This is a genomic window from Aliiglaciecola litoralis, assembly GCF_039523355.1.
GTDB classification, from domain to species: Bacteria; Pseudomonadota; Gammaproteobacteria; order Enterobacterales; family Alteromonadaceae; genus Aliiglaciecola; species Aliiglaciecola litoralis.
The window spans coordinates 91116-113973 of the sequence record NZ_BAAAFD010000011.1 but is presented as its reverse complement, the minus strand read 5'-3'; the positions used below and the strand labels follow the sequence as shown (position 1 = coordinate 113973).

Annotated in this window: 24 protein-coding genes and 1 pseudogene; 15 read left to right on the top strand and 10 right to left on the bottom strand. The window is 42.4% G+C overall.

Annotation, left to right across the window (positions count from 1 at the left end):
- Positions 1-128 precede the first annotated feature (128 nt).
- The 6 genes and pseudogenes from ABD036_RS16565 (at position 129) to ABD036_RS16540 (ending at position 5099) form a co-directional block, all read left to right on the top strand.
- Positions 129-256 (top strand): annotated as a pseudogene (locus ABD036_RS16565).
- Between the two features lie 423 nt (positions 257-679).
- The gene (locus ABD036_RS16560; RefSeq protein ID WP_343861935.1) at positions 680-1258 is read left to right on the top strand and encodes a hypothetical protein; all 579 of its coding nucleotides are present in this window, start codon (positions 680-682) and stop codon (positions 1256-1258) included.
- A gap of 95 nt (positions 1259-1353) precedes the next feature.
- Positions 1354-2154, top strand: a complete 801-nt coding sequence (locus ABD036_RS16555; protein WP_343861933.1) for an ETEC_3214 domain-containing protein — start codon at positions 1354-1356, stop codon at positions 2152-2154.
- Positions 2155-2170: 16 nt separating this feature from the next.
- Complete coding sequence (locus ABD036_RS16550) at positions 2171-3559, top strand: transglycosylase SLT domain-containing protein (RefSeq protein WP_343861931.1); 1389 nt, start codon at positions 2171-2173, stop codon at positions 3557-3559.
- 103 nt (positions 3560-3662) lie between these two features.
- Positions 3663-4553, top strand: coding sequence for a DUF6340 family protein (locus ABD036_RS16545; protein ID WP_343861929.1), 891 nt, complete (start codon positions 3663-3665; stop codon positions 4551-4553).
- Positions 4554-5099: a hypothetical protein gene (locus tag ABD036_RS16540; protein ID WP_343861927.1), complete on the top strand. Its 546-nt coding sequence runs from the start codon at positions 4554-4556 to the stop codon at positions 5097-5099.
- Positions 5100-5318: 219 nt separating this feature from the next.
- On the opposite strand, the gene ABD036_RS16535 is transcribed toward ABD036_RS16540, so the two are convergent.
- From ABD036_RS16535 to ABD036_RS16515, 5 genes are all read right to left on the bottom strand, one after another.
- Entirely contained in the window at positions 5319-5720 is a 402-nt protein-coding gene (locus tag ABD036_RS16535) for a hypothetical protein (protein ID WP_343861924.1), read from the bottom strand.
- Between the two features lie 5 nt (positions 5721-5725).
- Positions 5726-5935, bottom strand: a complete 210-nt coding sequence (locus ABD036_RS16530) for a ribbon-helix-helix domain-containing protein (protein ID WP_343861922.1) — start codon at positions 5933-5935, stop codon at positions 5726-5728.
- Positions 5936-6116: 181 nt separating this feature from the next.
- Entirely contained in the window at positions 6117-7184 is a 1068-nt protein-coding gene (locus tag ABD036_RS16525; RefSeq protein ID WP_343861920.1) for a hypothetical protein, read from the bottom strand.
- A gap of 151 nt (positions 7185-7335) precedes the next feature.
- A complete protein-coding gene (locus tag ABD036_RS16520; protein ID WP_343861918.1) occupies positions 7336-7773 on the bottom strand; it encodes a DUF3293 domain-containing protein in 438 nt (145 codons plus the stop codon).
- Positions 7774-7825: 52 nt separating this feature from the next.
- Positions 7826-8266: a hypothetical protein gene (locus tag ABD036_RS16515; RefSeq protein ID WP_343861916.1), complete on the bottom strand. Its 441-nt coding sequence runs from the start codon at positions 8264-8266 to the stop codon at positions 7826-7828.
- A gap of 348 nt (positions 8267-8614) precedes the next feature.
- Between ABD036_RS16515 and ABD036_RS16510 the strand changes: the two genes are divergently transcribed.
- On the top strand, positions 8615-9037 hold the full coding sequence (locus ABD036_RS16510) for a universal stress protein (RefSeq protein ID WP_343861914.1): 423 nt from the start codon (positions 8615-8617) through the stop codon (positions 9035-9037).
- A 40-nt stretch (positions 9038-9077) separates the two neighbouring features.
- The gene (glgC, locus tag ABD036_RS16505; RefSeq protein WP_343861912.1) at positions 9078-10385 is read left to right on the top strand and encodes a glucose-1-phosphate adenylyltransferase; all 1308 of its coding nucleotides are present in this window, start codon (positions 9078-9080) and stop codon (positions 10383-10385) included.
- 82 nt (positions 10386-10467) lie between these two features.
- On the opposite strand, the gene ABD036_RS16500 is transcribed toward glgC, so the two are convergent.
- The 5 genes from ABD036_RS16500 to ABD036_RS16480 form a co-directional block, all read right to left on the bottom strand.
- A complete protein-coding gene (locus tag ABD036_RS16500; protein ID WP_343861911.1) occupies positions 10468-11106 on the bottom strand; it encodes a response regulator transcription factor in 639 nt (212 codons plus the stop codon).
- A 4-nt stretch (positions 11107-11110) separates the two neighbouring features.
- Positions 11111-12271, bottom strand: a complete 1161-nt coding sequence (locus ABD036_RS16495; RefSeq protein WP_343861909.1) for a two-component system sensor histidine kinase NtrB — start codon at positions 12269-12271, stop codon at positions 11111-11113.
- Positions 12272-12452: 181 nt separating this feature from the next.
- Positions 12453-12839 carry a carboxymuconolactone decarboxylase family protein gene (locus tag ABD036_RS16490; RefSeq protein WP_343861907.1) on the bottom strand — a complete coding sequence of 129 codons (387 nt, stop codon included), beginning with the start codon at positions 12837-12839 and terminating at the stop codon, positions 12453-12455.
- Positions 12840-12943: 104 nt separating this feature from the next.
- Positions 12944-14485 carry a hydroxymethylglutaryl-CoA reductase gene (locus ABD036_RS16485; protein ID WP_343861906.1) on the bottom strand — a complete coding sequence of 514 codons (1542 nt, stop codon included), beginning with the start codon at positions 14483-14485 and terminating at the stop codon, positions 12944-12946.
- Positions 14486-14618: 133 nt separating this feature from the next.
- The gene (locus ABD036_RS16480; RefSeq protein ID WP_343861905.1) at positions 14619-16220 is read right to left on the bottom strand and encodes a Na/Pi cotransporter family protein; all 1602 of its coding nucleotides are present in this window, start codon (positions 16218-16220) and stop codon (positions 14619-14621) included.
- A gap of 133 nt (positions 16221-16353) precedes the next feature.
- On the opposite strand from ABD036_RS16480, the gene ABD036_RS16475 reads away from it, so the two are divergent.
- The 7 genes from ABD036_RS16475 (at position 16354) to ABD036_RS16445 (ending at position 22813) form a co-directional block, all read left to right on the top strand.
- Positions 16354-16623, top strand: coding sequence for a DUF211 domain-containing protein (locus ABD036_RS16475; RefSeq protein ID WP_343861904.1), 270 nt, complete (start codon positions 16354-16356; stop codon positions 16621-16623).
- Positions 16604-17218 (top strand): VIT1/CCC1 transporter family protein, encoded by a 615-nt coding sequence (locus ABD036_RS16470; protein ID WP_343861902.1) that lies wholly within the window; start codon positions 16604-16606, stop codon positions 17216-17218. Before ABD036_RS16475 ends, ABD036_RS16470 begins: the two co-directional genes overlap by 20 nt.
- 4 nt (positions 17219-17222) lie before the next feature.
- A complete protein-coding gene (locus ABD036_RS16465; protein WP_343861900.1) occupies positions 17223-17672 on the top strand; it encodes a cation-transporting P-type ATPase in 450 nt (149 codons plus the stop codon).
- Positions 17673-17909: 237 nt separating this feature from the next.
- A complete protein-coding gene (locus tag ABD036_RS16460; protein ID WP_343861898.1) occupies positions 17910-18746 on the top strand; it encodes a formate/nitrite transporter family protein in 837 nt (278 codons plus the stop codon).
- A 68-nt stretch (positions 18747-18814) separates the two neighbouring features.
- A complete protein-coding gene (gene fdhF / locus ABD036_RS16455; RefSeq protein ID WP_343861896.1) occupies positions 18815-20914 on the top strand; it encodes a formate dehydrogenase subunit alpha in 2100 nt (699 codons plus the stop codon).
- Positions 20907-21977, top strand: coding sequence for a 4Fe-4S dicluster domain-containing protein (locus ABD036_RS16450; protein WP_343861894.1), 1071 nt, complete (start codon positions 20907-20909; stop codon positions 21975-21977). The genes fdhF and ABD036_RS16450 overlap by 8 nt, the downstream gene beginning before the upstream one ends.
- Positions 21965-22813, top strand: a complete 849-nt coding sequence (locus ABD036_RS16445) for an iron-sulfur cluster-binding protein (protein WP_343861893.1) — start codon at positions 21965-21967, stop codon at positions 22811-22813. Before ABD036_RS16450 ends, ABD036_RS16445 begins: the two co-directional genes overlap by 13 nt.
- Positions 22814-22858: the final 45 nt, after the last annotated feature.

The following is a 22858-nucleotide window of genomic DNA, read 5'->3' as shown; positions in this document are numbered from 1 at the left end:
CTTCGCACCACCGTACTTTATGACCCGTGCCGAGGTCGGTAGTTCGAGTCTACTCGGACGCACCATTTTCCTTTTTAGATCCAGTTGAATGTAGCGCTTCGCACCACCGTACTTTATGACCCGCGCCGGGGTCGGTAGTTCGAGTCTACTCGGACGCACCATTTTCCTTTTTAGATCCAGTGAATGCAGCGCTTCGCACCACCGTACTTTATGACCCGCGCCGAGGTCGGTAGTTCGAGTCTACTCGGACGCACCATTTTCCTTTTTAGTTCCAGTTGAATGCAGCGCTTCGCACCACCGTACTTTATGACCCGCGCCGAGGTCGGTAGTTCGAGTCTACTCGGACGCACCATTTTTCTTGCAATTCATCGACATTGCACTCATCCGTTTGATTTTTATTAAAATAACTAAGTTATTGTGAACTTAGAGTTGCAATAAAAGGGGGCGAGAGAAATATCAATTTAGCGCATATGTTTTTATAAAATCATTCCATTTATATGCGTTTTAGTTCATTATCTTTGTTAAGATATATACGCAAGGAAGCGGTTGTTATCGATTGCGCCTGATCTGCACTCCCTCTTTGCAATAAACTCATGAAAATATCCCTCTTACCGCAAGATGGGTGCGTATTTTTATGCATTAATATTTTATTCAAACTCCCAATAAGGTTTTCAATTACATGAAAATAACTAAAATTTTATTAACCACTGTTGCTATTTCTGGGCTGTCGGCATGCGGTTCAACCCCTGACTCAAATACAATTAGTGCCTTATCAAGTGTGCCTAGTTGGGTATTAAACCCTGAAGTAGCTAACGGAATCGCTGCAACAGACTGCGTTAGTTTTTCTGGCAATCTATCAGTGGATAAAAAAATGGCTACTGCAAATAGTCGGTTAGCTCTGGCACAGCAAATAGATACGCGCGTTGAGGGACTTGAGAAAACATATAGTAGCCGCGTTGATTCCAATGAAGATGCTACCGTAGGCACTAATTTTAGCTCTGTGTCAAAGCAGCTAACAAAACAAAAACTTCAAGGTTCAAGAGTGATTAAATCTGATGTTGTGAATATATCTGGCAAAGATTATTTGTGTGTTTTAACAACGTTAGAGCCTGAAGCGACAAAGGCGTTATTTGATGAAATCCTTGCACAAAGTAAACGCACAATAAATCCTACTGATGAAAAGTTTTTGTATCAGGAATTTAAAGCAGCTCAAGCTGAAAAAGACCTAGATAAAGAAATCAAAAGATTGACTAACTAATTTCTCAATTAGAAAAGGCGCAGAGCTTTATTCCAATATTCCAATTTCTGCGCCAGTTTTTGATACACAAATTTTGCATTTAAGGACGTTGTTGTATGCAACAAGAAGTGTCAGAGAATAAACCGAAAAATATCAATAAATTAACCACTTGGGCAAAAATTCAAAATGCTGTTGTGCTAACTGCTGCTGTTATGATTTCGGCAGGGCAGTGGGGCGATACTAAAGATCTTGCACTGAGTGCATATACTGCAGTGATTGAAAATTTTACGCATAAATTACAATATGATTTGATAGAAAAGATTAACGTGGGGAGCGGTCTGTCTTACATCAAAACCGACCTTGGTGAACCTAATGTAATAAAACGCTCAAAGATAAACTCTGATATAGAGTTTCATTATTATAACCAAGAAAAATTCACTCTCACTATTATGACATCCAATGGTCGCGTAGACGGATACAGTTTGTTAACGCGAGTTGATGACTTTTCGCCTCAAATACCTTTCTCTGAAACCCTTGGTGAGTCAACTATTGCGGCGTCAAGCCCCAACGATTTTCGGTATAACTTTGATACAGGCAATTTAGTTTACTATGTTGAGGCACAAAACTTAGGGAAGGAAAAAATGTACCTTTCTTTGATTCGAGGTTTTATTGAATACGCGGCTGTACCTAGTTCTATTATGGATGAAGCAAACTATGTCAATGCTGTGAACGATAAAATTCAGGCACTCGAATCACAAGCCGTATTTTCTGAAAATACAACACAGATGTTAACTGCATTGGAAGCATTAAGAAAACAAGTTGTGCCAAATTATTACGCCATCACTGAGCTAGATAACGACATTATTGCAGAGTCGCTATTGACGCGTTTTGAATATCAAACATTTACCAAAAGTTAGTTGTAGTAAGGTTTTTATGAAATTTTTTAACATGACATCGAGGACGCTAGTAACCGCGGCATTGGTCTTATCATTACCATTGGCCAGTGCGCAGCAGGCGCAGGATCCTTTCGAAGAGCTTGAACAAGAAATTAGCAAGCTTGAATCAGAAGGTAGCACTTCAGATATACAGGCTTTTCAAGCATGGAAAGAAAACTATTTAGCAGAATATCAAGCGTTTAGGCAGGAGCACTTCCAAAGAATTGACGATATCCGCGATCATTTAATCAATACCTGGGGGGAGTCAGATCCACAACGGGCAAGCGAAGCCGTTCTTTACAGTTCTGACAAACAAGCGAAAACCGTCGTTGATTTTGAAAATAACGTCGTTAGAGTCAGTATTTTACATAATGCAACACAGCAAGTTGATTCATCTCAAGTTGAAAATATAATAGAGGAGACCATCAATTCGGCGGATTTCTCACCATCACTCAATCAAGATCTAGGACTTCAAGCTCTTAAAAACAACATTGCAATTGCCGTAGTCACTGAAAAAGGCACCGATATAATTGCTGACCCCAAAGGGGTGCTCAATCAAGAAATAGAAAAAATAGAATCGCAGTCAAGAGAGCAAGCGCAACAGGTCGAAAAAATAGTCGACATGGCTTTGGCTGACCCCTTGGCTGGAGCCCCTGATCTTGATGCGTCAACAAAAACTAAAGTACAAAGCGAAATAGCCCAAATAAATAAAGAAAAGCAGGCTCGGATACGAAAGCTAATTCAGAATACCAGTAGTCAGGAAGCTAAAAAGAAAAGAGAAGCACTCAAAGATAAAAAAGTAACGACCTATACTATGCCGCTGCAACAGGCTAATTTCATAAAAAAAGCAGAGCCGTTTAGAGAGTATGTTTCACGATATAGCGAGCGCTGGGATCTCTCTGAAAGTTTGCTTTTTGCGATTATGCATACCGAGAGCTATTTCAATCCGGTTGCACAGTCACACGTGCCTGCATTTGGCCTAATGCAAATCGTGCCGCGTAGTGCGGGCTTAGACGTTAATCGATTTTTGCACAAAAAAGATGCCGTTATGACTAAAGAGTATCTTTTTCAACCCGCCAATAATATAGAAACCGGTATTGCTTACATGCATATTTTGGACTCAAGATACTTGGCCAAAATCACTAACAAGCAGAGCCGTATTTATTGCATGATTGCGGCTTATAATACGGGAGCTGGGAACGTGGCAAAAACCTTTAACATCGATGGTTCAAGAAATATTAATAAGGCAGCGACCTTGATAAATCAAATGACGCCGCAGCAGGTTTATCAACGATTAGTGACCAATTTACCGTATAAAGAAACTCAGCAATACCTTGAAAAGGTTGCAAAACGTCAATCTATCTACGCCAGTTTTGACCGAATTTAAACTGAATCTTTGATCAACAACAATAAGAATTACGACTCATGAATAAAGTGGTAAGAATTTTCACTTTGTTTATTTTAAACGTAACAACAAACGGAAATTAAAAATGCAAAAAATGGCTAAAACCTTAGGTCGATCTCTACTCATCATTTTGTCTTTTGTTCTATTTAGCGGTTGCGCCTCAAAAATTGAGGTTGATTCTTTGATGAACATGCCAAGCGAGTCTGGGCTTTCCCTAAATCAACTAGCAATTAAGGGTTTTAAAGGTAATCGTTACGGCATTACAAATAATGTACTCTCGGCAAAAATCAAAGCGGGATTGATGCATCAGGGGTACATAAAAATCTATGCTGGCTCTCCCTATATTTTAGTTGGAGAGATTTCCCCGTCTCGGGTTGAACGAAAGACATGGCGGGAAAAACATGAGGGCAAAAAGGAAACATGGTACAGCTATCATGCTTCAGTTAAGCAAACTTTAACGGTTTCCTATTCTGTTATTTATAGGAGCCAGACACTTACCAGTGGTTCAGAAACCTTTAGTTATAGTAAAGAAAAAGATTCGTATGATAGCTATACCAAAGCGAAAGAAAGATTACGTTCGAATGAAGAAATTGCAGATATTTTAACGGATCAAGCTGCAGAGTATATTGTTAAACAAATCTCACCATACAAAGCTAAAGTTAAGTTAAGCTATTTGACGGGCGATGATGAGAATATTGATTTGGGTATTGAATATGTTAAGAAAGGTAGACTGAAGCAAGCGTATAGTATATTCGGTCAAGTTGCCCAAAATACCGGTTCAATAGAGGATCAAGCGATCGCATTGCATAACCAAGGCTTAATTAAATTAATGCAAGGTAAACATGCCGATTCATTTGAACTTATGTCGCGGGCCAACTTAATAGATCCTAGAAATCTAGATATTCTTGATTCAATGAAAGAAGTTGAAAATTATAAAGTGCTTAACGACGCACATAAAAGTCAAACAGGGCGATAAATGAGAGTAGCATTTTTATGCATTACATTAGTGCTGGTGGGGTGCTCAAGCACCCAAAAGAACACTTACGATTTGGTGTTTGTAAAGCCACAGACCGACAAAATAATCTTACCATTAGCGGCGAAAACGGATGGTGGTTTTAAAATTTACTATCAAAAAGATGCTAATGGACACAACATTACTAAAACACTAAATCGTTCAACGATCATTACAGGAAATGATACGCAAACTTTAAAAGATTTAGAGGATCGTGCAAAAAAAGAAATTGTACAAATAGCAACTGAAGAGGTGAATGGCGTTGTGATCCGCTCTACTTCAAAGATTGATACTACAGTCGTTGAAGTATCTTCAGGGGGTAATAACACACGATATTCACGACAAGAGTTTACCGAAGATGCGGTGGCACAAACTGCGGGAATTGCACAAATACGTAATCTTCAATGCGAAACGCTGCCCTCTAAAGGGTTAAGTTTAATTGTAAAATGCAGTGCTGATGTGACGGTACCATTGATCAAAGAGATTTTTATCGAGCCTAGCAAAACCTAGGCTCTATCTCTTTTATCTGAGTGATATTTTACGATATTAAAACCATCCCCTTATTATGATTTTTCATAATCTAAAGCAGTATCATATTTAGAACTAAACGATTTTAAAATTGTGTGTTCATGTTTATATGCTCGGTAATTAGACCGACATAATCCCTTGGTAATCACACTAATTCACATTGTTGTAATTAGTCTTACAAAAGCCTGAGTAGTTTAGTCACTACGAATTACCATTATTGGATTTGTGCACGTAATGGGCACCGAGAACTAGGGTTACGATTGGAGGTAAGAAGTTTTTACAGAAGTCAAAGACTTGCGCAGCAGCAGTGTTAGCTACATCCTTTATGGGCTGATTTTTAGTGCAAAACTCCTTTACTTTTTGCGATATATCATCGGTTTGAATACTGTTTCCCATACACAGAGCATTGACTTGCTCGACAAATTCACTGCGCCCATCCCCGGTAAAAATGTAGGCGCAGAAAACAAGTATAAAAAGTACAAATACACCACCTAAGACCCAATACGTCATTTGAATTTGGGCTTTTTCACCCGCGCTTAGCTCAATAACGCTATCGGTATTGGTATCACCTGATTTACTTAAATCGATGGTTTCTTCGCTCATAATATTTACCAGAGAATGATTTCTTTCTCTTTATCATCTTCTTCTTTTACCATCAGCTTCGCTTTTCTATCTCCAGCAGCTTCAGCAACTTCAAGTAACTTTAGCGCTTTACGTACGATATCTGAGCGTGAACCGACCCCATGTTTAGCCTTTAACCTATCCATTAAGGCAGTAGTCTCTTCGTCAAATTTAAACGTTGTTGGTGAAACTGGCATACAAACCTCTCATTTAGAGTAATAAAAACCATATCGTATATTATATAGTCGAATCGCAAGTTAGCAATATATTAACCATACTTTACACATACATTTGCTATACCTGCATGGTTTGAGTGGTTAATTGCTAGTAATTATTTGTCACTTAACGTTAATTGCGCTCCTTTCAATACCATTTCAATCAATACACTTTTACGTTATTACTACACAGCAATGGGATCTTGTTTTTGCTAACCACATCGCCCCACGTTCGAAAACCTTTCGGTGGTTGGTAGCTGTATGAATCCATACAATAGTTGCCGCTCAAAGAGGTCATTACTTTCATAGTGCTGGTGGCCGCGGCTTTAACACCATCATCGGTGGCTCTGCTGCCAATATAAAAGTCATTACCTGGCCATGAAACATGATCCCATGCCACTAAACTGGTTAACGAACAGTCGCTAAAGTCATCGTTAGGATCTTCATAATCGGAGGGTAAACATAATTGTCCTTTGTCTTCATTGTCTTTGGTCAGTGGCCTAACGAGCAATGATAAATGTGCTATCTCAAAACGCTCATTGTCACATTCATCGAAAGGGTCGTAGTAAATTGCGTGGACAGACGATAACTGCGCTGCATATTGTGTCAGCAGGCTTAGTAATGTTTGTTTTAAAATCTCACCTAATTGGCCTTTGAATTTACCGGCAAACTGGCCACATCCTAATCCCGGAATGGTAATGATTGTTTTAACACCTTTCGCCCGCGCTACTTCATTAGCGTACAGCAAACAAGGTAATAAGCGTCGTTCGTACAAAGTGCGAAAGGCTGGAAAATTAATTTGATCATCAGTAATGACTTCCGACCAATCGGCCGGCAGATGGCCAGTTCCATTTCTTAATAACGCGCCAGGAGTGTAAATTAACAGTGCGTTGAATGGAGATGAATGAGTAGCAGGGGAGTAATGCAGGCCATTATCAAATACCTCAACTTCCATCGCCATTGAGATATCACCAAGCAAGGTCAATTCGGCAAGCTTCCAATCTGAACCATCACCAAACACACTACTTTCAGCAAAGATTTGTGTTTTTTTAGTGTTCAGTAAACATTCGATAAATTCAGTCACGGAAAGCGACGCCAACGATCTAGTCGCTAGACATTTTTGTAGTCGTTTGCCGGCTATTTGTTTAGCTGATTTTAGCTCGTCTAAATATGCTTGGGCTTTGGCGAAGCTCGTGCTAGCAAGTAAGTTCACATAGCTTGGATTATTCATGTTCAATTCCTGCACTCCTTGTTGTTTAAACATTCATTATTCTATTGTATCCGTGTTTTGAAAAACGATATTATTTTATAACCTTCTGAAATAACGAAGCTTTTTTATTCTAAAATATTGAGCCATTCGCGATTAAGGTGTATTAGCAATGCTATCTAGGAACATAATGTTGTGACGCTAATACATACAATTGCGTGGGTTGCCTTGTCGTGAGTTTCAAGAACGCATTTTGACCAAAATCTGCCGCTAAATTTTTGATCCACAATTCGTCATCAGTAAAAATAAGGTAGCTGACCTCTTTTGGCCACGTTTGCGCTTCATCTGTGCCATATCCGCTTAGATAAACACAGTTCCGCTGATGTAGCAGGTCTAAAAATCGAGCATGCCTTTGGATATTCTCATCATCACTTAGTAAACAGCTAAGCGGGTTCTCTGGCGTAATAAAATAGCCATTGTGAACCTTGTGATGACTGAGTAATCTGTTCGCTATTTCGCAGGTTTCACCTACCTGAATGGGGTATTCTTGACCTTCATATTCAACAATATATTTTGCGCAGTGATAGGCTGTTAAGAGTTTGTCGTCAATCATCTTGCATTACTCAATTTGTGCGAGTATTCCCGTATCTCACAATCAAAGAAATTTAGTCCGTTTCCTTTTTGCGATTTTTGACAAAATTTCGAATACCAAGGTAAACCACTAAGCCACCAATAGACGACACTAGTACCGGCAAGAAAAAGAATTGCCAAAAATTCACAATATGATGTTCAGTCGCGCGCTCCCCGGTTTTTAGAACGCTTACATTGTCTGTTACTTGCCACTGGCACCACCATTGGTTTTTTACCGAAAAGGTGCCTTCAATTTCAACTCCTGACTGAGTTTTTGCTATAGGCACCCAACCACCAAGAATGCGGTTGTTGGATGCTTTGGCGCGCTTTTCACAATGTGAGATTGACGCTGAAAGCGTTTCTGATTGAATAACAATAGTTACTTTTTCGGCGATTAACCAAGCCCCAAAAATGGCTGGTGAATAAAACATCCCAAGAAGCATTATTTGCATGACTTTCACGAATACGTTTTCCATTTAGGGCCTTTCCTCATGCAATAAGAGCTCTCGCCTAAAAGTTTAGCTGACGCAACGCTAGCATGATCAATATTTTAGATTCTTACTCAAAGGCCAACTCCACGTTACTTTTGATTTCTTGGTGTTAGCTTAATTGACCTGGATCAATCTACCGATTTGTATATTGGCTCTAATAGACTGGTAGGGACTAATAAAAATTTATAGTTACTTTTGCTATCAAAAAACATCAAAAGCCTACCAACGAAAAATAATATGGGTTGCAACTACGAGTGTATTCTTAGTCTAAGGAAAACAACCGAATTGAAGCGAAAACTTAATTGATCAACCACTTTGAGATGGAGAGGCGATATGCAAAATTATAAGAACATATTAGTGGCTTTAGATATCTACCGAACTTATGAGTCCGTTGTCGAGCGAGCGCTCAAGTTAGCGAAAAAACCAGCCGACCTATCTTTGTTATACGTCGCAATGCCGCACGTATATTTTGAACCTTATGGTGCAGCGTTTGATGCAAACGTTGTCGAGGACCTTCATGCACAATCGCTGCAGAAACTGAACGCGATTGCCTCTCAATATAAGATCCCTGCGACACACGTACATTGTGTTGTTGGTCACCCTGCAGATGAAATCCATAACAAGGCTGAAACCCTCAAAGCAGATTTAATTGTGCTAGGAACCCACGGTCACAGTGGTTTAAAACTTTTATTAGGTTCAACTGCTAATGCCGTATTACACGGTGTGCAAAGGGATGTACTAGCCGTGAAAGTGTGAGATTAATCTCAATAAAGCGTGAATTAGAGGAGTAAGTTCAATGGTTACCTCCAGCACTCGATTTGTGAGCCAATTAACAAGAGATACACTTGCCTTGATATTAGCGGGGGGTAAAGGAACACGGCTGTGCGAATTAACCCAAATTCAGGCTAAGCCAGCGTTAAACTTTGGCGGTAAATTTCGGGTGATTGACTTTCCCTTGTCTAATTGCGTCAACTCTGGAATTCGACAAATCGGTGTGATGACACAATATCGACCTCATACACTGATCCGGCATTTAGCTGCGGGTTGGAGCCATCTCAATCGCGACCTTGGCGAGTTTGTTGAGTTGCTGCCTGCTTCTCAGCACAGCACGGCAGACTGGTACGAAGGCACGGCAAACGCGACCTATCAAAATATTGAATTTATTCGAGATCACAACCCCAAGTATGTCGCGGTGTTATCTGGCGATCATGTGTATAAAATGGATTATGCAGACATGCTAGCGCATCATGCACAAAGTGGCGCAGATATGACAGTATCGTGCATTGAAGTACCTCTAGAAGATGCTGCCGGCACCTTTGGCGTAATGTGTGTTGATAAAGATAATCACATAACGGATTTTCATGAAAAACCGGAGCATCCCTGCCCATTAAAAGAGAGGCCTGGCTATACCTTAGCTTCGATGGGAAATTATGTATTTAACACCGATTTTCTTATTAAACACTTACTAGCAGATGCTGCGAATCCAGAGTCTGAACATGACTTTGGCAAAGACATTATTCCCGCTTTAATTAAAGATAATCAAGTTGATGCTTTTAGGTTTAAGGACTGTGAAAATAATTCGCAACCCTATTGGCGAGATATCGGAACTCTAGACTCCTTCTGGCAAGCCAACATGGACTTAATTGCGGTGACGCCGCAATTGAACATCTACGATGATAACTGGCCAATCTGGACTCATCAAAAGCAGCGTGCGCCAGCCAAATTCGTATTTAACGACGATGGACGCAGAGGCTATGCGTTGGATTCGGCCGTTGCCAGTGGTTGCATTATTTCAGGCGCCATGGTCAATAAGTCACTTATATCGACTGATGTACACGTGCATTCTTACAGCTCAGTTGAAGAGTCCGTCATTTTGCCCAAAGTCGATATTGGTCGACATGTCACTATTTACCGCGCCATCGTGGATGAGGGATGTAAAATACCGGAAGGGATGACAATCGGGGTCAATAAAGAGCTGGATAAGCAAAGAGGCTTTCGTATTAGTGAGCAAGGGATCACCTTAGTGACTAAAGAGATGCTGAACAAAGATGCGGCCGTTGGCGGACAATTGCCTGATGGTGCCTTACGGCTAATCTCGGCGTGAAAACTAAAATATCATGGCCGCAGCAAAACTCTAGACAAACCGACAAGTCGTTTAACTTGTCCTATGTTTGAGGTTGAAAAGACTAATCCTGTGTCAATACCATAGTAACCAAATCCGCTAAAGAGGTAGCCTGCATTTTTTCCATCACGTTTGCGCGGTGGATGTCGATAGTTCTCTGGCTTAAATGTAATTCTGTCGCTATGGTTTTATTCGCTTGCCCAGATATGACTCTGCGCATCACTTCTTGTTCACGACTCGTTAAGGAATGAATGCGTAGTGCAACCTCTCTTGCATACAGTATATTTTGTTGCGATTGGATGTTTTGCTGTATTGCGCTTTGAATACAATCGATTAGTTCCTGTTCACGGTAAGGTTTTTGAATAAACTCAATGGCTCCTTCTTTGATCGCTTGTACCGCCATGGGGACATCACCGTGACCAGTGACGAATATAATCGGTAGATTACAACCTAAGTCTTTTAGCGCTTGCTGGCACTCAATACCACTGATTCCTGGCATGCGGACATCCATCACCACACAACCGGTTAGTGTATGTATTTCGGTTGCAGCTATCGCGTCTAAAAATTCTTGACCATTAGAATAAGTTGCATTGTTGATATTTAACGAATTGAGCAGTGTTTTTAGCGAGTCGAGTACCGCTTCGTCATCATCTACGATATGCACAACGGGATCAAAATCAGAGGTTGTAGAAGGATTTATCATTCAGCTACTCAATATAAGAACTATAGGGCTTAGCTGGCAATTCAATCGCAAAAATACTGCCATCAGGGATACCGTGACAATGTTTTAATTTACCACCATGGGCAGCGATTATCGACTGGCTTATGGTTAATCCCATTCCCATACCTTGTTCTTTGGTGGTAAAAAATGGATTGAATAGGGTGTTTTCATGTTCTTTCTTAACCCCATGTCCTCTGTCGATCACGGCCACTTCAATCATTTCATTGGTGATCCAGCGCGAATGTATCAAAACCGGCTGTTCGTGCTGTTCTGCCATTGCGTCTATGGCATTGTTAATCAGGTTGAATAGCACCTGTTGTAGCTGAATGGAATCAACCGTTAATTCAGGCTCTGGCTCTTTGGTGAGATGCAATCGAATGCCGTGTTCTAGTATCCGGGTATCGACTTTGGCCAGTTCAATGGTGTCGTGAATTAAGCTATTTAAACGCACCGTTTCCCGTATCGGGTCGCGTTTGGATACAAAGCCTCGAAGCCTGCTGATCACTTGTCCAGCTCGGAATGCCTGATCTGTTATTTTTTCCAGCACCCTTGCCATGTCAGTGTTGAATTCCGGTTTAATATCGTCGTCGTGCGCTCGCGAGAGCATGTTGCGACAGGCTTGAGAATAGGAAGATATGGCCGTCAACGGCTGATTTATCTCATGGGCGATCCCTGCAACCAATTCACCCATAGTCGTTAATCGCGAAGCGTGAGCAAGACGTTCTCGATTAACAATCGCCTCAGAACGAAGTTGAACCCGTTCGGTTATGTCACGAATAATTCCGACAAACTGTCGATGGCTTGATTGTTTGACTTCACCAACGGTGAGCTCGATTGGAAATATTTCACCGTTTTTTCGACGGGCATTCACTTCACGGCCAATGCCGATGACACGCTTTTCGCCAGTATCCATGTAATGCTGCAAATAGTCATCATGCTCAGACTGATAGGGTTCAGGCATGAGCACTTTGATATTTTTCCCCATAACATCAGCGGCATCATAACCAAACATGGTTTCAGCAGCAGCATTGAAAAGTTCAATGTTGCCGCGATGGTCAATAATGATTATCCCATCTATTGCCGCATTAACTAACGCGTTGAACTCGGCGTTTGCGTCTGGGCTAATTCGACTTTCACTGTTGGTCAAATTCTCATCCTTTGAAATTACTTACGCTGGGGTATGCTCGAAAGTAAGCTGAGACATAACAATACGGTATATGATTTATCGCGACTGTGAAAGATTTGTTGTACTTTTAATACGCGAATTAGTGCCGCTTTGCGTTTAGACAAGCGGATTTTGAAATGAAAGGGTTTTTACGTAACTGTGATTATAATGGTAGGTCTTGTTCCACCTCGAACTGATTTAGCGCTTCCAGCGCTTCCAGCGCTTCGCAACCATATACCATTGAAGGCCCCCCCCCCATCAGAATGGCGACGCCGATGGTTTCCAAAATTTCTTGACGATTGGCTCCTGCTTGAAGGGCGTCATGAACATGAAAGGCAATACATCCATTGCAATGAACAGCAATACCAATGCTTAATGCAATGAGTTCTTTAGTTTTAGTATCCAGCGCAGCAGGTGCCACAGCCGCGGCATGTAACTGACCAAAGCCTGCCATTGTTTCGGGAATTTCGACTATTAGTTTGGCGCTCAAATTCCTCAATTTATTGTATATTTGAGTATGATCGGTGTTTGTCGTTTTTGCTGCGTCCATCTTGAGAGCTCACTAGGTGTAAAAATTTATGTAGCGATCACTTTAATCCAATACTGACGGTTGTAATTGACCAAGATCAATCTTCATGGCGCGAGAATCGCGCTTTAGTTTCTGCCATACTCTTCGTGTGACGGGACCCAATCTAGCGATGAAATGGCACAAGCAAGGGATATTTCACCGGCTAACACCACAGAAGCAATAATTTCAGCCAGTTTTCGGGCTTTGTCAGCGCCAACGCAATCAAGCATGTCAAGACACTCACGTTGGGTGCTTAATCCTGTGCCTCCGCCACAGGTTGCCACGATCAAGGCGGGGATTGTCACAGACAAATATAAATCACCATTTTTGTCCACCTCAGAGTAAAGAATGGCTGCCGATGACTCGGCCACATTAGCAACGTCTTGTCCGGTTGCAATGAACATAGCGGCGATACCATTTGCAGAATGCAGACCGGTATTGGTTGTACCCGCAAGAAATGAACCCACAGCAGAGACCCGAGCATGGAAGTCTATCTGTTCAGGCTCCACGCGCATTAGATTCCTCAGATCGTCGCGCTTAATAGTCGCTTCGGCAGTGACGCGTTTTCCTCGAGTACGCATTATATTGATTTGTGAACTTTTTTTGTCGGTTGCAATATTGGACTCTAGAAAGAAGTTGGCGACGCCTTTGTATTGCGCCAATACCCAACTACAGGCAACAAAGGTTGCACGGCCAACCATATTCTGACCGGCGGCATCGCCGGTGGAGAAATTAAAGCGTAAATAGGCAAATTTGTTCGATAGCATGGTATCGATATAGATCAGGCTAACGTGAGGGTCTGTGTCATCGGCTTGCTGTTTAATCTGTTCAAAATGTTGGTCAATCCACATTGCGAAGTCTCTGGCTTGACGGGCATCATTGAACACAAATACCGGTGCGCGCTGCATTAAATCTTCAACCACAGTGGCCGTTACACCGCCGTTTCGGTTTAACAGTTTCATTCCCCGATTATATGACGCTACTAAGGTGCCTTCGGTTGTGGCCATTGGGATCAGATATTGTCCCTTAGCATGCTCACCATTTACCGTCAGTGGCCCGGCTATGCCGACAGGCACCTGAGCGGCACCTACAAAGTGCTCTATATTGCCCTTAATTGATTGGGTTTTGAGAGTGTAATCAAACAGAGTGCCGGGAGAAGATTTGCAGAAGTCTCGCACCATGTCTTGGCGTTGCTTAATAATATTCGGTTCTAAGTCATTTTTGGCATTTCGGGGTAATTCCCGCTCTAGCGTCGTCGTTTGTTTAATAGCATCTTTTACTTTTAGATGTATTTCGCCAAGCGGTTTAAACTCCATGCGCATGCTGATGTGATGGGTATCATTGGGGGCTAAATCAAAATCATCTATCGATATAATGACCTCTGCACCAAGTGATATAGTGATGCCGTCAGAGTTCTGCAATTCGGCGGGGGTAATGTTGTCTAACTCGGCAGTAGAGATAGAGATTTTTTCTGGACTTATGCTCTGATTATTGATCGACAGTGAAATGATCCTGCGCAAACTGCTCTCTTTAAGTCTGTTTTTAAGTTTAAAAACGAAACCATCGCCAGATTTTCGCAAACTGCCAATCGTATAAATCTGTTTTACCATTAAGTCAGGAACAAACATGCTTTTACAATCCTTATAGTTAAGTATTACAAGGTTTTACCTTATTTAGGGTTGCTATTTGTTGATAGAGATCAATAGATTCTGCAGACATTGGTTGTTAAGTACTCCAATTAGGATTTTATTGCTATTTACTTCAGCCCTCTAAGGCGTCTAATTTTTCATCGTGCACTTTCAGATTAGCAAAATTTGTTAGCTTGTCTTTTAAGCGCTGCGAATAAGTAATAAAGTTAGTGAGTGCGCCTGCATCAACTCGAGTGGGGTCTCCAAGCATTGAGAGGAGGTCGCGATTTGCTGAATCTATCTGCTGTTGAAGTGCTTTGGCCGTCGCCTTTATGTTCATTGCCTTATCTGTGCTTATTGCTCGATGAATTTCATCAAAAAAGCCAAGTGTTTCAGTAGAAAGGGCTCTAACTAGAAAAAGAACATCGCTTTTTAATTCTATGTATTGTTTGTTCATCGCGGTTTTGGACTCAAACAAATCATCAATTGAATCATGAATTTGAAATAAGTAATCAAATTGGTTGATCAGTTTAATAAGGTGCTTTGAGTCATCTTCTTCTTTGATCAGGGATACCACCTTTGAAAAATAGCTAATATATTCTTTTTTAACAAAATTAACGTAGCTGAGACGTTTTTCTGATGCATCGTATACGCCCCGATAGTTTGTTTCTATGCTCAAGGTGACACTGTTGTAGTTTTCTTGCAGGAAAAAGAACAGATCAGCATTGCCTTTCTCGAGTTTTGATTTAACCGTTTCAAAATTTTCACTTTCCTCAAACACGGGCAGCGCTAGGCGGGTGAAATCCATCTTCCCTTCACCTAAAAGATAATCGATAAAGCGGGTAAATGGATTGATTGCAAGCATGAAAATTAAGCTGGTAATAAGATTAAATGCCAGATGAATATTCGCCAAAGCTAACGCTGGCTCCATGCTTAAGGTGCTGAGCCTATGACCAAATATTAGCAACGCAGGGGTAAATAAAATGACGCCTCCAACATTAAACAGAAAATGACAAAGAGCCGCTTTTTTTGCCGCAATATCCATGTTGAACACCGCGATAAAAGCCGTCGCCGTGGTGCCAATATTGGCGCCCATTATGATCGGCACCGCATTTTCTAAGCCTAACAGCCCCTGTTGGGTAAACACTATTGCCAAGCCAGTCGTGACGGAGCTGGACTGCACTAAGGCGGTAAAAATACAGCCAAATACGATGGCATAGAGCGGGTTTTGCGGTGTGCTTAAAATTTTAAGCAGGGCAGGGTTGGTGTGTAAAGGTTCTAGAGAGGTAGAAATCAAATTAAGACTAAAAAACACAAAACCAAAATAGAATATCGCCTTACCAAAAATGCTTACTCTGCTGGGGATGATAGATAAAAAGAAGCCTAAAACAATGACAAGAGGGGCAAAGTTGGTAAGTTTAAATGCCACGAGCTGAGCTGTAACTGTGGTGCCAATATTACTGCCGAATATGATGCCGACACTGTTTTTAAATGACAACACCCCAGCATTGACAAGACTAATGCTGATCACCGATGTCGCTGAACTGGATTGAATGACAGCGGTAACTACTGCCCCGATTGCCACCCCAGCTAAAGGCCATTTAGTTGCATTACTCAAAGACTTACGAAAATGTTCACCCGATATTCGTTCTATTTCCTTAGAAAAATTTTCTAGTCCAAAAATAAACAGTACGGTCGCAGTGAGCCCCGTCATTAATATTGATAGATTTTCCATATTGCCCCACTTTAAGCCAAGATAATGACTGTAAATAAAATGACTGAGAGAAAGCTGATGTGAATCAATAAATGGTCTAAAAATAAGTCCAGACTCTGTTCAATATAGGCTAATACAAACAGGGTGAAACTTGATGGTAACGATCAAAAGAATGCTGCTTGATGTTTTAAAACCGCATGAGCCGGGCATTTTTAAGGTGGCAAGTGATATTGCAGGGCTGGGAGATCATTATAGTGTCAAGGTTTCGGTTGTTGAGCTAGATAAACAAACCGAGACCATAAAACTTGAAATCACAGGGGATACTCTGGATTTCGAACTTATCGCAGCTACTTTAAAAGGGATGGGAGCATCATTACACAGCGTTGACGAAGTGATAGCGACAAATGAACATGAAACTCGCTAAACGGGCTTTGTTTAAACGCGTCTTAACGGATTATTTGTTTTTGCTCAAACTCGCAAAAAGTGACGACATTATCCGCCGCTACTTTGTCGTTAATGGCTTTGATGGGGCGCTAACCATGTTGGGCTTAATGATGGGCTTTGTTTTTAGCCGTCCGGCGGACCTGAATATTGTAATGAATGTATGCTTGGGAGCCGCTGTAGCGCTTGGTATGAGTGGTTTAAGCAGTGCCTATGTGAGCGAAACGGCCGAGCGGCAGCGTAAATTGAGCAGATTAGAAGATGCCATGGTGTGTGATCTAAGCGGTAGTGATCATGGTAAAGCTGCCAAACACGCCCCCATCTTAGTTGCACTCGTTAATGGCAGTGCTCCGCTATTAATTTGCCTGTTTATTTTAACGCCCTTGTGGTTAGCCAATGCGGACATCTGGCTACCTTTGCCACCACTTTACTGCGCCATTTTGATGGCACTGTTTATGGTCTTCTTATTGGGTGTCTTTCTAGGGCGGATTGCAGGCGTTTGGTGGCTAAAAAGCGGCATTGAAACCTTGTTTTTGGCGATTGTCACGGCCTCACTGATTTATTTTATTACCGGTTAGCCGTGTGTTTGACAGTCCGTGTTATCAATTAGATCAACAACAGATATTAAAGCGTCTTATTACGTCAAAAGCAGGTTTAAGTGCCGTCGAGGTCAAACGTCGTTTAGCGGACTACGGTGCGAATGATATTCCAACCAAGTCGCAGCGCTCGTTACTTGTTATCACGCTGGCTCAATTTAGTGATTTTATGATCCTGATCTTGCTGTTCGCCGCTATGGTTTCTGGCTTATTAGATGAATTGACGGATACTATCGCAATCATCGTCATAGTCGCTTTTAACGCTATCATAGGTGCGACTCAAGATTTCCGAGCTCAGAAAGAAATCGCCTCCCTTAAAGCCTTGTATTCCCCCCGAGTTCAAGTAACTAGAGATGCAAAGAGGCTAGTTTGTTCACCCATTGAGCTGGTTCCTGGAGATATCGTTAATTTAGAGGCTGGTGATATTGTGGCGTAGATATACGACTAATCGATACTCAACCTTTGTCATGTTTCGATTTATTGCCCTCTCTTTGTTGGGGGGCGATTGAAGTTAAATTCGAAAAGTATTTGGTCCGAAAAGGTTGCTTATATGTTGTGCCTAAGACTACAGCATAAGTTGGTATACTTGACGCAGGTCAACATCCTCCTCCTCTAAGCGAATAGATTATTAAACTTATTGTTAAATCAGTACGGTGAAGTGTAGGAGGTTGTCTTGTCTGGAATCTTTGGCTTTGATGCCTATTCTCCAAAGGAAATCGCACAGCGAATTGATCAGGTCGCTGTCGTTAAAGTTAATCTGCCATTTTTGTCAATGCTGATGCTAGGCATGCTGGCCGGCGCGTTTATAGGGTTGGGCGGACTGGCGTTTGTATTAGTAAAGTCGGATCCCAGTCTCAGCTTTGCCAGCAGTCAATTGTTAGGGGGCCTGATGTTCTCTTTGGGCCTTATTCTGGTTGTTGTCGCGGGAGCTGAACTCTTTACCGGCAATAACCTAATTGTGATGGCATGGGCTGATGGAAAGATTACCTTTGTAAAGCTTCTGCAAAGCTGGTGCGTTGTCTGCATTGCAAACTTTATTGGTGCGCTTGGTCTTGCTATTTTGGTCTATCTATCTGGCCATACCGAGATGAATGATGGGCGCATAGCGCAGCAGTATATTGATATTGCAATCGCCAAAAACTCTTTATCCTTTAGTAGTGCGTTCTTTAGAGGCGTACTGTGCAACATATTGGTGTGCATGGCCGTTTGGATGGCACTGGCTGGACGCAGTGTGGTCGACAAAGTTGTTGCTGTGGTGTTTCCTATCACGCTGTTTGTGGCCGCAGGATTTGAACACAGTATCGCCAATATGTACCTTATTCCCGTCGCAATACTTATCCAGCAATTTTCTGTGGTTGAGGAAGCCTCTCTCATGATTAGCTGGGGTGGGTTTGTGTATCATTTACTCCCCGTCATCGCGGGCAATTTGGTTGGCGGAAGCGTGCTGGTAGGTCTGGTTTATCATGTTATTTATCGACATCCTAAACACCATAAAAGACGCGATTATTGATGTATATCAATGCATCGATTCACTCATGTAAAACAATGGGCAGGTGTTTTATCTGAGTTGAAAATGTCATGAACAAGACCACATCAATCGTCAATAGCATTTGCCCGTTTTGCGGTGTGGGTTGTGGAATTGGATTAACAACACAGCACAATAACGTCATTGCCGTTCAGCCGCTGCGCAACCACCCAATCAGTCAAGGGCAACTTTGCGCAAAAGGCTGGAATACTACTTTTGGAATTAATCCAGCTGATCGCGTTACCCATCCACTCATTAAACGAGATGGAGTCTTCCATAAAGCCTCGTGGGACGAAGCGCTTAATTTTGTAGCCACTAAATTAAAGTACTATATCAGTCAGTATGGCTCTCATGCCGTGGGTGTGGTCAGTAGCGCAAGGGCAACTAATGAAGATAATTACGCCGCGCAAAAATTTGCCAGAGCAGTACTAAAAACCAACAATATTGATCACTGTGCACGAATATGTCACAGCCCATCTGTAGCAGGGCTGAAGCAAACCCTTGGTTCAGGGGCAATGACAAATAGTGTTGAAGATGTTGATCACGCCGACGTTATTCTAGTGATTGGCGCCGACCCGACAGAAAACCACGCTATTCTGGGCGGTCGAATTATGCGTGCCAAACTAAATGGGGCGAAATTGATTGTCATCGATCCTAGGGTGACTCGCTTAGCCCAAGTTGCTGATCTTCATTTGCAAATCAACATTGGCAGTAACATAGCCCTGCTAAATGGTTTAGTTAATATCATTTTGCAAAACCGTTGGCACGATGCTGACTTTCTTTTGTCACGCTGCGAGGGTCTCGAATCTTTAGAGGCTCAAGTAGCCAACTATCCACTCAAAGATGTGGCGAAAATGACTGGTGTTAGCGAAAAGGCGCTAATCGCAGCGGCAAAATTATACAGCCATGCCAAAGCTGCATTTCTTGCTTATGGAATGGGGATCACCCAGTTTATCAGCGGCACGAATAATGTTATTGCCGTTTCAAACTTGGCGTTGGTTTGCGGTCAAATTGGCAGGCCCGGAACGGGCATCAATCCGCTACGGGGGCAAAATAATGTTCAAGGGGCCTGTGACATGGGCTGCTTGCCCAATGTTTACCCCGATTATCAAAGCGCCACAGATACGGGGGTTATAGAGAAGTTCTCAAAAGCCTGGCAAACCAGCGTCGCTACTAAGCCAGGGCTAACGTCTTTGGGCATGAGCAATCAGGCGCGCAAAGGTAATTTTCATGGACAACTTATCTTCGGCGAGGATCCGGTAGTGACTGACCCTGATCAAAATAAGGTCGCAGCGGGGATCCGTGCGTTAGATCTTCTAGTGGTTGTCGAATTGTCTATGACAGAAACGGCAAAACTGGCTGATGTCGTTTTACCGGCTGCCAATTTTGCTGAAAAAGAAGGCACATTTACTAACTGTGAACGCAGGGTACAATTGGTGCGACAAGCTATATTACCGCCATTTGAAGCTAAGGCAGATTGGCAGATTCTGGCAGCCCTTGCAGATAAAATGGGCATGGCAGAGCAAATGTGTTGGCGTGACAGTGAACAAATATTTGATGAAATGGCGGCACTAACTCATTCTTTTAGTGGCATGAATTACGCTTTACTTGATAAAAACTATGGGTTGCAATGGCCATGTAATGCTGATCATCCATTTGGCAGTCATTGTCTGCATCAAGATTCGTTCCCCATTGGTAAAGCGCGATTGATACCGGTTGAACAAACCTTGACCGCTGAAAAACCAGATTCACAATACCCATTTTGGTTAACCACTCACCGACTTCATTATCATTATGGTTGTGGTTCGATGACACGACAGTCTCCAGTATTGGAAAGAGAAACCCCAGATGGCTTGTTGTTTATGCACCCACAAGATGCCCACGATCTGGGACTTAAAGATCATCAGCCCGTAGGCGTAAAATCTAGGCGAGGGTATTTGGAGACTCGGATTATATTCTCTGAACAGGTGGCTCCGGGTTTAGTCAGTATGCCGTATCATTTCAAAGAGACTCCGTCTAATCAACTGACTAATGATGCAATGGACTTAACAACCGAAATGCCCGAGTTAAAAGCTTGCGCGGTCAGCATAGAAGCGTTAAACGCGGAGCGGCAACCAGAGGCGTTTACCCAAAGGTATATCCATTATGAATGAGCAACGATTTATTCTTGACAACATTATGAGCCTAAAGCGTCACTTGCTTAAACGCTTCGATGTATATCAGATTACGGCTGATCGTCAGGGAGAGAAAAGCTGGCAGGTAAGTGAAGCGGATGAGGTGTTACCTTTATTTGGACCAAAAAACCTACCTTTAGTATCGCTAAAACGTTTTTTCTTTGCAGAAAATGAAGCCATATATTCATTTAATGGAAACACTTTTTCACCGATTAAACCAAAAATTGAGCCGCGGGCTATCTTTGGCGTGCAGGCGTGCGATCTTACTGCCATTTCGTATCAAGACACCTTCTTTAAAGATGATCCATACTACCAGGCCAGACGACAGCAAACACTGCTTGTGGGGATTGATTGCAACAGCCCTTGTGAGAAGGGATTTTGTCATGAAATGAATGCCGGCCCTCATGTAGATTCTGCGCATGCAGACTTAATTCTCAGCCAATTTAGCGATCTACAAAACACAGCGGTTTCATCGACTGAAACAGCAAAAGGGGCTTGGTTATTAATTGCGGCCACAGAAAAGGGACGCGACAGTCTACAAGGGCTGGTGCTTCAAAATGCACCTGAGAACTGGCCTGAGTTGCGCCAGCAGCTCAAGCAGCAAGTAGTGGCTAAGTTTGCAGACTTTAGCTATATCAAAAGCAGTACTGAGATCATTAACAAGGGACAGGTGCCCGCGAAGTTGTGGGAGGAGCTAAGCGTTCGCTGTCTAGCTTGCTCCGGATGCACTAACTTATGTCCGACCTGCAGTTGTTACAGCTCTTATGAGCAATATGATTCAGAATCAAATCAAACCACAACTCGCCGTATTTGGGATTCATGTCAATTTGAGGGTTTTCAGCGAGAAGCCAGTAATCACAATCCGAGTCAGTTAGCCGCACAACGTACAGAACGCTTCTGGTTTCATAAATTTTCAAACGCTTATTTGCCAGAATTTGGTCGCTATGGATGCGTAGGGTGTGGGCGTTGTGAACAAACGTGTGCTGGAAGTATTGGTGTGCACAGCGTGATGAAGAGGATAAATCAAGTATGTTGCAATTAACACCTCGTTCAATCCGTATCGTCGACAGCTATGAAGATGGCCAAAATGCTAAACACGTTACCTTTGAGCCTATAGACTTTATCCACGAACAACCGGTTCGTATTGGGCAGTTCTTTATGCTTAGTGTCCCCGGCGCAGGCTTGGCTCCGTTCACCTACACCTCGCTTCCTGATAGCAAAGGGCGATTTGTCGCATTGATCCGCAAAGTCGGTAAACTCACCAAGGCTATTTATGCTCTCAAACAAGGCGCTGTATTAGGATATAACGGTCCTTACGGTCAAGGCTGGCCGATTGAAATGCTTGCCAATAAAGAGGTGTTGATCGTTGCCGGTGGCTGCGGGATAGCGCCTTTGGCGGCAACCATTGATCATCTGATTGAGATAGGCCGGGCGGGGAACACAACGTTGATCTATGGTGCTAAAGATAGGCCGTCACAGGTGTTAAGCCGAGAACGAAGAAATTGGCAAAATAAGATTCTAGTGCATGACACCTTTATGCAAACTAATGACGCAGACAAGTCAGGGACGCCAACTCAACACATCGAAAATGTGTTAGCTGAGTCAGACCGGCACCCCCAAATAGTATTGACCTGCGGTCCGGAAGCGATGATGAGATCGGTAGCCATCACTTGTCATCGTTTATTGATTAGCAGCGATAAAATTTGGTTGTCTCTTGAAAAGCGAATGCGCTGCGGGATAGGTCTGTGTGGCCATTGCTATCTGGCCAATGAACTAGTGTGTAAACAGGGACCAACTTACCGCTACGATAAACTGCTTGAGCTTGAAAATAAAACTACCGTATTCCATAAGCATACCGGGTTATATCAATACTGCTAGGTGGATTGACGCTTGCTGTTCAAAGTTCTTTTTTGAGTTAATTCC

Bases quoted from the DNA above. Each gene is read 5' to 3' on its own strand.
- ABD036_RS16450 (WP_343861894.1), top strand. From the start codon at position 20,907: ATGAATGAGCAACGATTTATTCTTGACAACATTATGAGCCTAAAGCGT.
- ABD036_RS16445 (WP_343861893.1), top strand. From the start codon at position 21,965: ATGTTGCAATTAACACCTCGTTCAATCCGTATCGTCGACAGCTATGAA.
- ABD036_RS16490 (WP_343861907.1), bottom strand. From the start codon at position 12,839: ATGGACGCAGCAAAAACGACAAACACCGATCATACTCAAATATACAAT.
- ABD036_RS16485 (WP_343861906.1), bottom strand. From the start codon at position 14,485: ATGTTTGTTCCTGACTTAATGGTAAAACAGATTTATACGATTGGCAGT.
- ABD036_RS16510 (WP_343861914.1), top strand. From the start codon at position 8,615: ATGCAAAATTATAAGAACATATTAGTGGCTTTAGATATCTACCGAACT.
- ABD036_RS16500 (WP_343861911.1), bottom strand. From the start codon at position 11,106: ATGATAAATCCTTCTACAACCTCTGATTTTGATCCCGTTGTGCATATC.
- ABD036_RS16550 (WP_343861931.1), top strand. From the start codon at position 2,171: ATGAAATTTTTTAACATGACATCGAGGACGCTAGTAACCGCGGCATTG.
- ABD036_RS16555 (WP_343861933.1), top strand. From the start codon at position 1,354: ATGCAACAAGAAGTGTCAGAGAATAAACCGAAAAATATCAATAAATTA.
- ABD036_RS16545 (WP_343861929.1), top strand. From the start codon at position 3,663: ATGCAAAAAATGGCTAAAACCTTAGGTCGATCTCTACTCATCATTTTG.
- fdhF (WP_343861896.1), top strand. From the start codon at position 18,815: ATGAACAAGACCACATCAATCGTCAATAGCATTTGCCCGTTTTGCGGT.
- glgC (WP_343861912.1), top strand. From the start codon at position 9,078: ATGGTTACCTCCAGCACTCGATTTGTGAGCCAATTAACAAGAGATACA.
- ABD036_RS16530 (WP_343861922.1), bottom strand. From the start codon at position 5,935: ATGCCAGTTTCACCAACAACGTTTAAATTTGACGAAGAGACTACTGCC.
- ABD036_RS16470 (WP_343861902.1), top strand. From the start codon at position 16,604: ATGAACATGAAACTCGCTAAACGGGCTTTGTTTAAACGCGTCTTAACG.
- ABD036_RS16520 (WP_343861918.1), bottom strand. From the start codon at position 7,773: ATGATTGACGACAAACTCTTAACAGCCTATCACTGCGCAAAATATATT.
- ABD036_RS16540 (WP_343861927.1), top strand. From the start codon at position 4,554: ATGAGAGTAGCATTTTTATGCATTACATTAGTGCTGGTGGGGTGCTCA.
- ABD036_RS16515 (WP_343861916.1), bottom strand. From the start codon at position 8,266: ATGGAAAACGTATTCGTGAAAGTCATGCAAATAATGCTTCTTGGGATG.
- ABD036_RS16535 (WP_343861924.1), bottom strand. From the start codon at position 5,720: ATGAGCGAAGAAACCATCGATTTAAGTAAATCAGGTGATACCAATACC.
- ABD036_RS16560 (WP_343861935.1), top strand. From the start codon at position 680: ATGAAAATAACTAAAATTTTATTAACCACTGTTGCTATTTCTGGGCTG.
- ABD036_RS16475 (WP_343861904.1), top strand. From the start codon at position 16,354: ATGGTAACGATCAAAAGAATGCTGCTTGATGTTTTAAAACCGCATGAG.
- ABD036_RS16480 (WP_343861905.1), bottom strand. From the start codon at position 16,220: ATGGAAAATCTATCAATATTAATGACGGGGCTCACTGCGACCGTACTG.
- ABD036_RS16525 (WP_343861920.1), bottom strand. From the start codon at position 7,184: ATGAATAATCCAAGCTATGTGAACTTACTTGCTAGCACGAGCTTCGCC.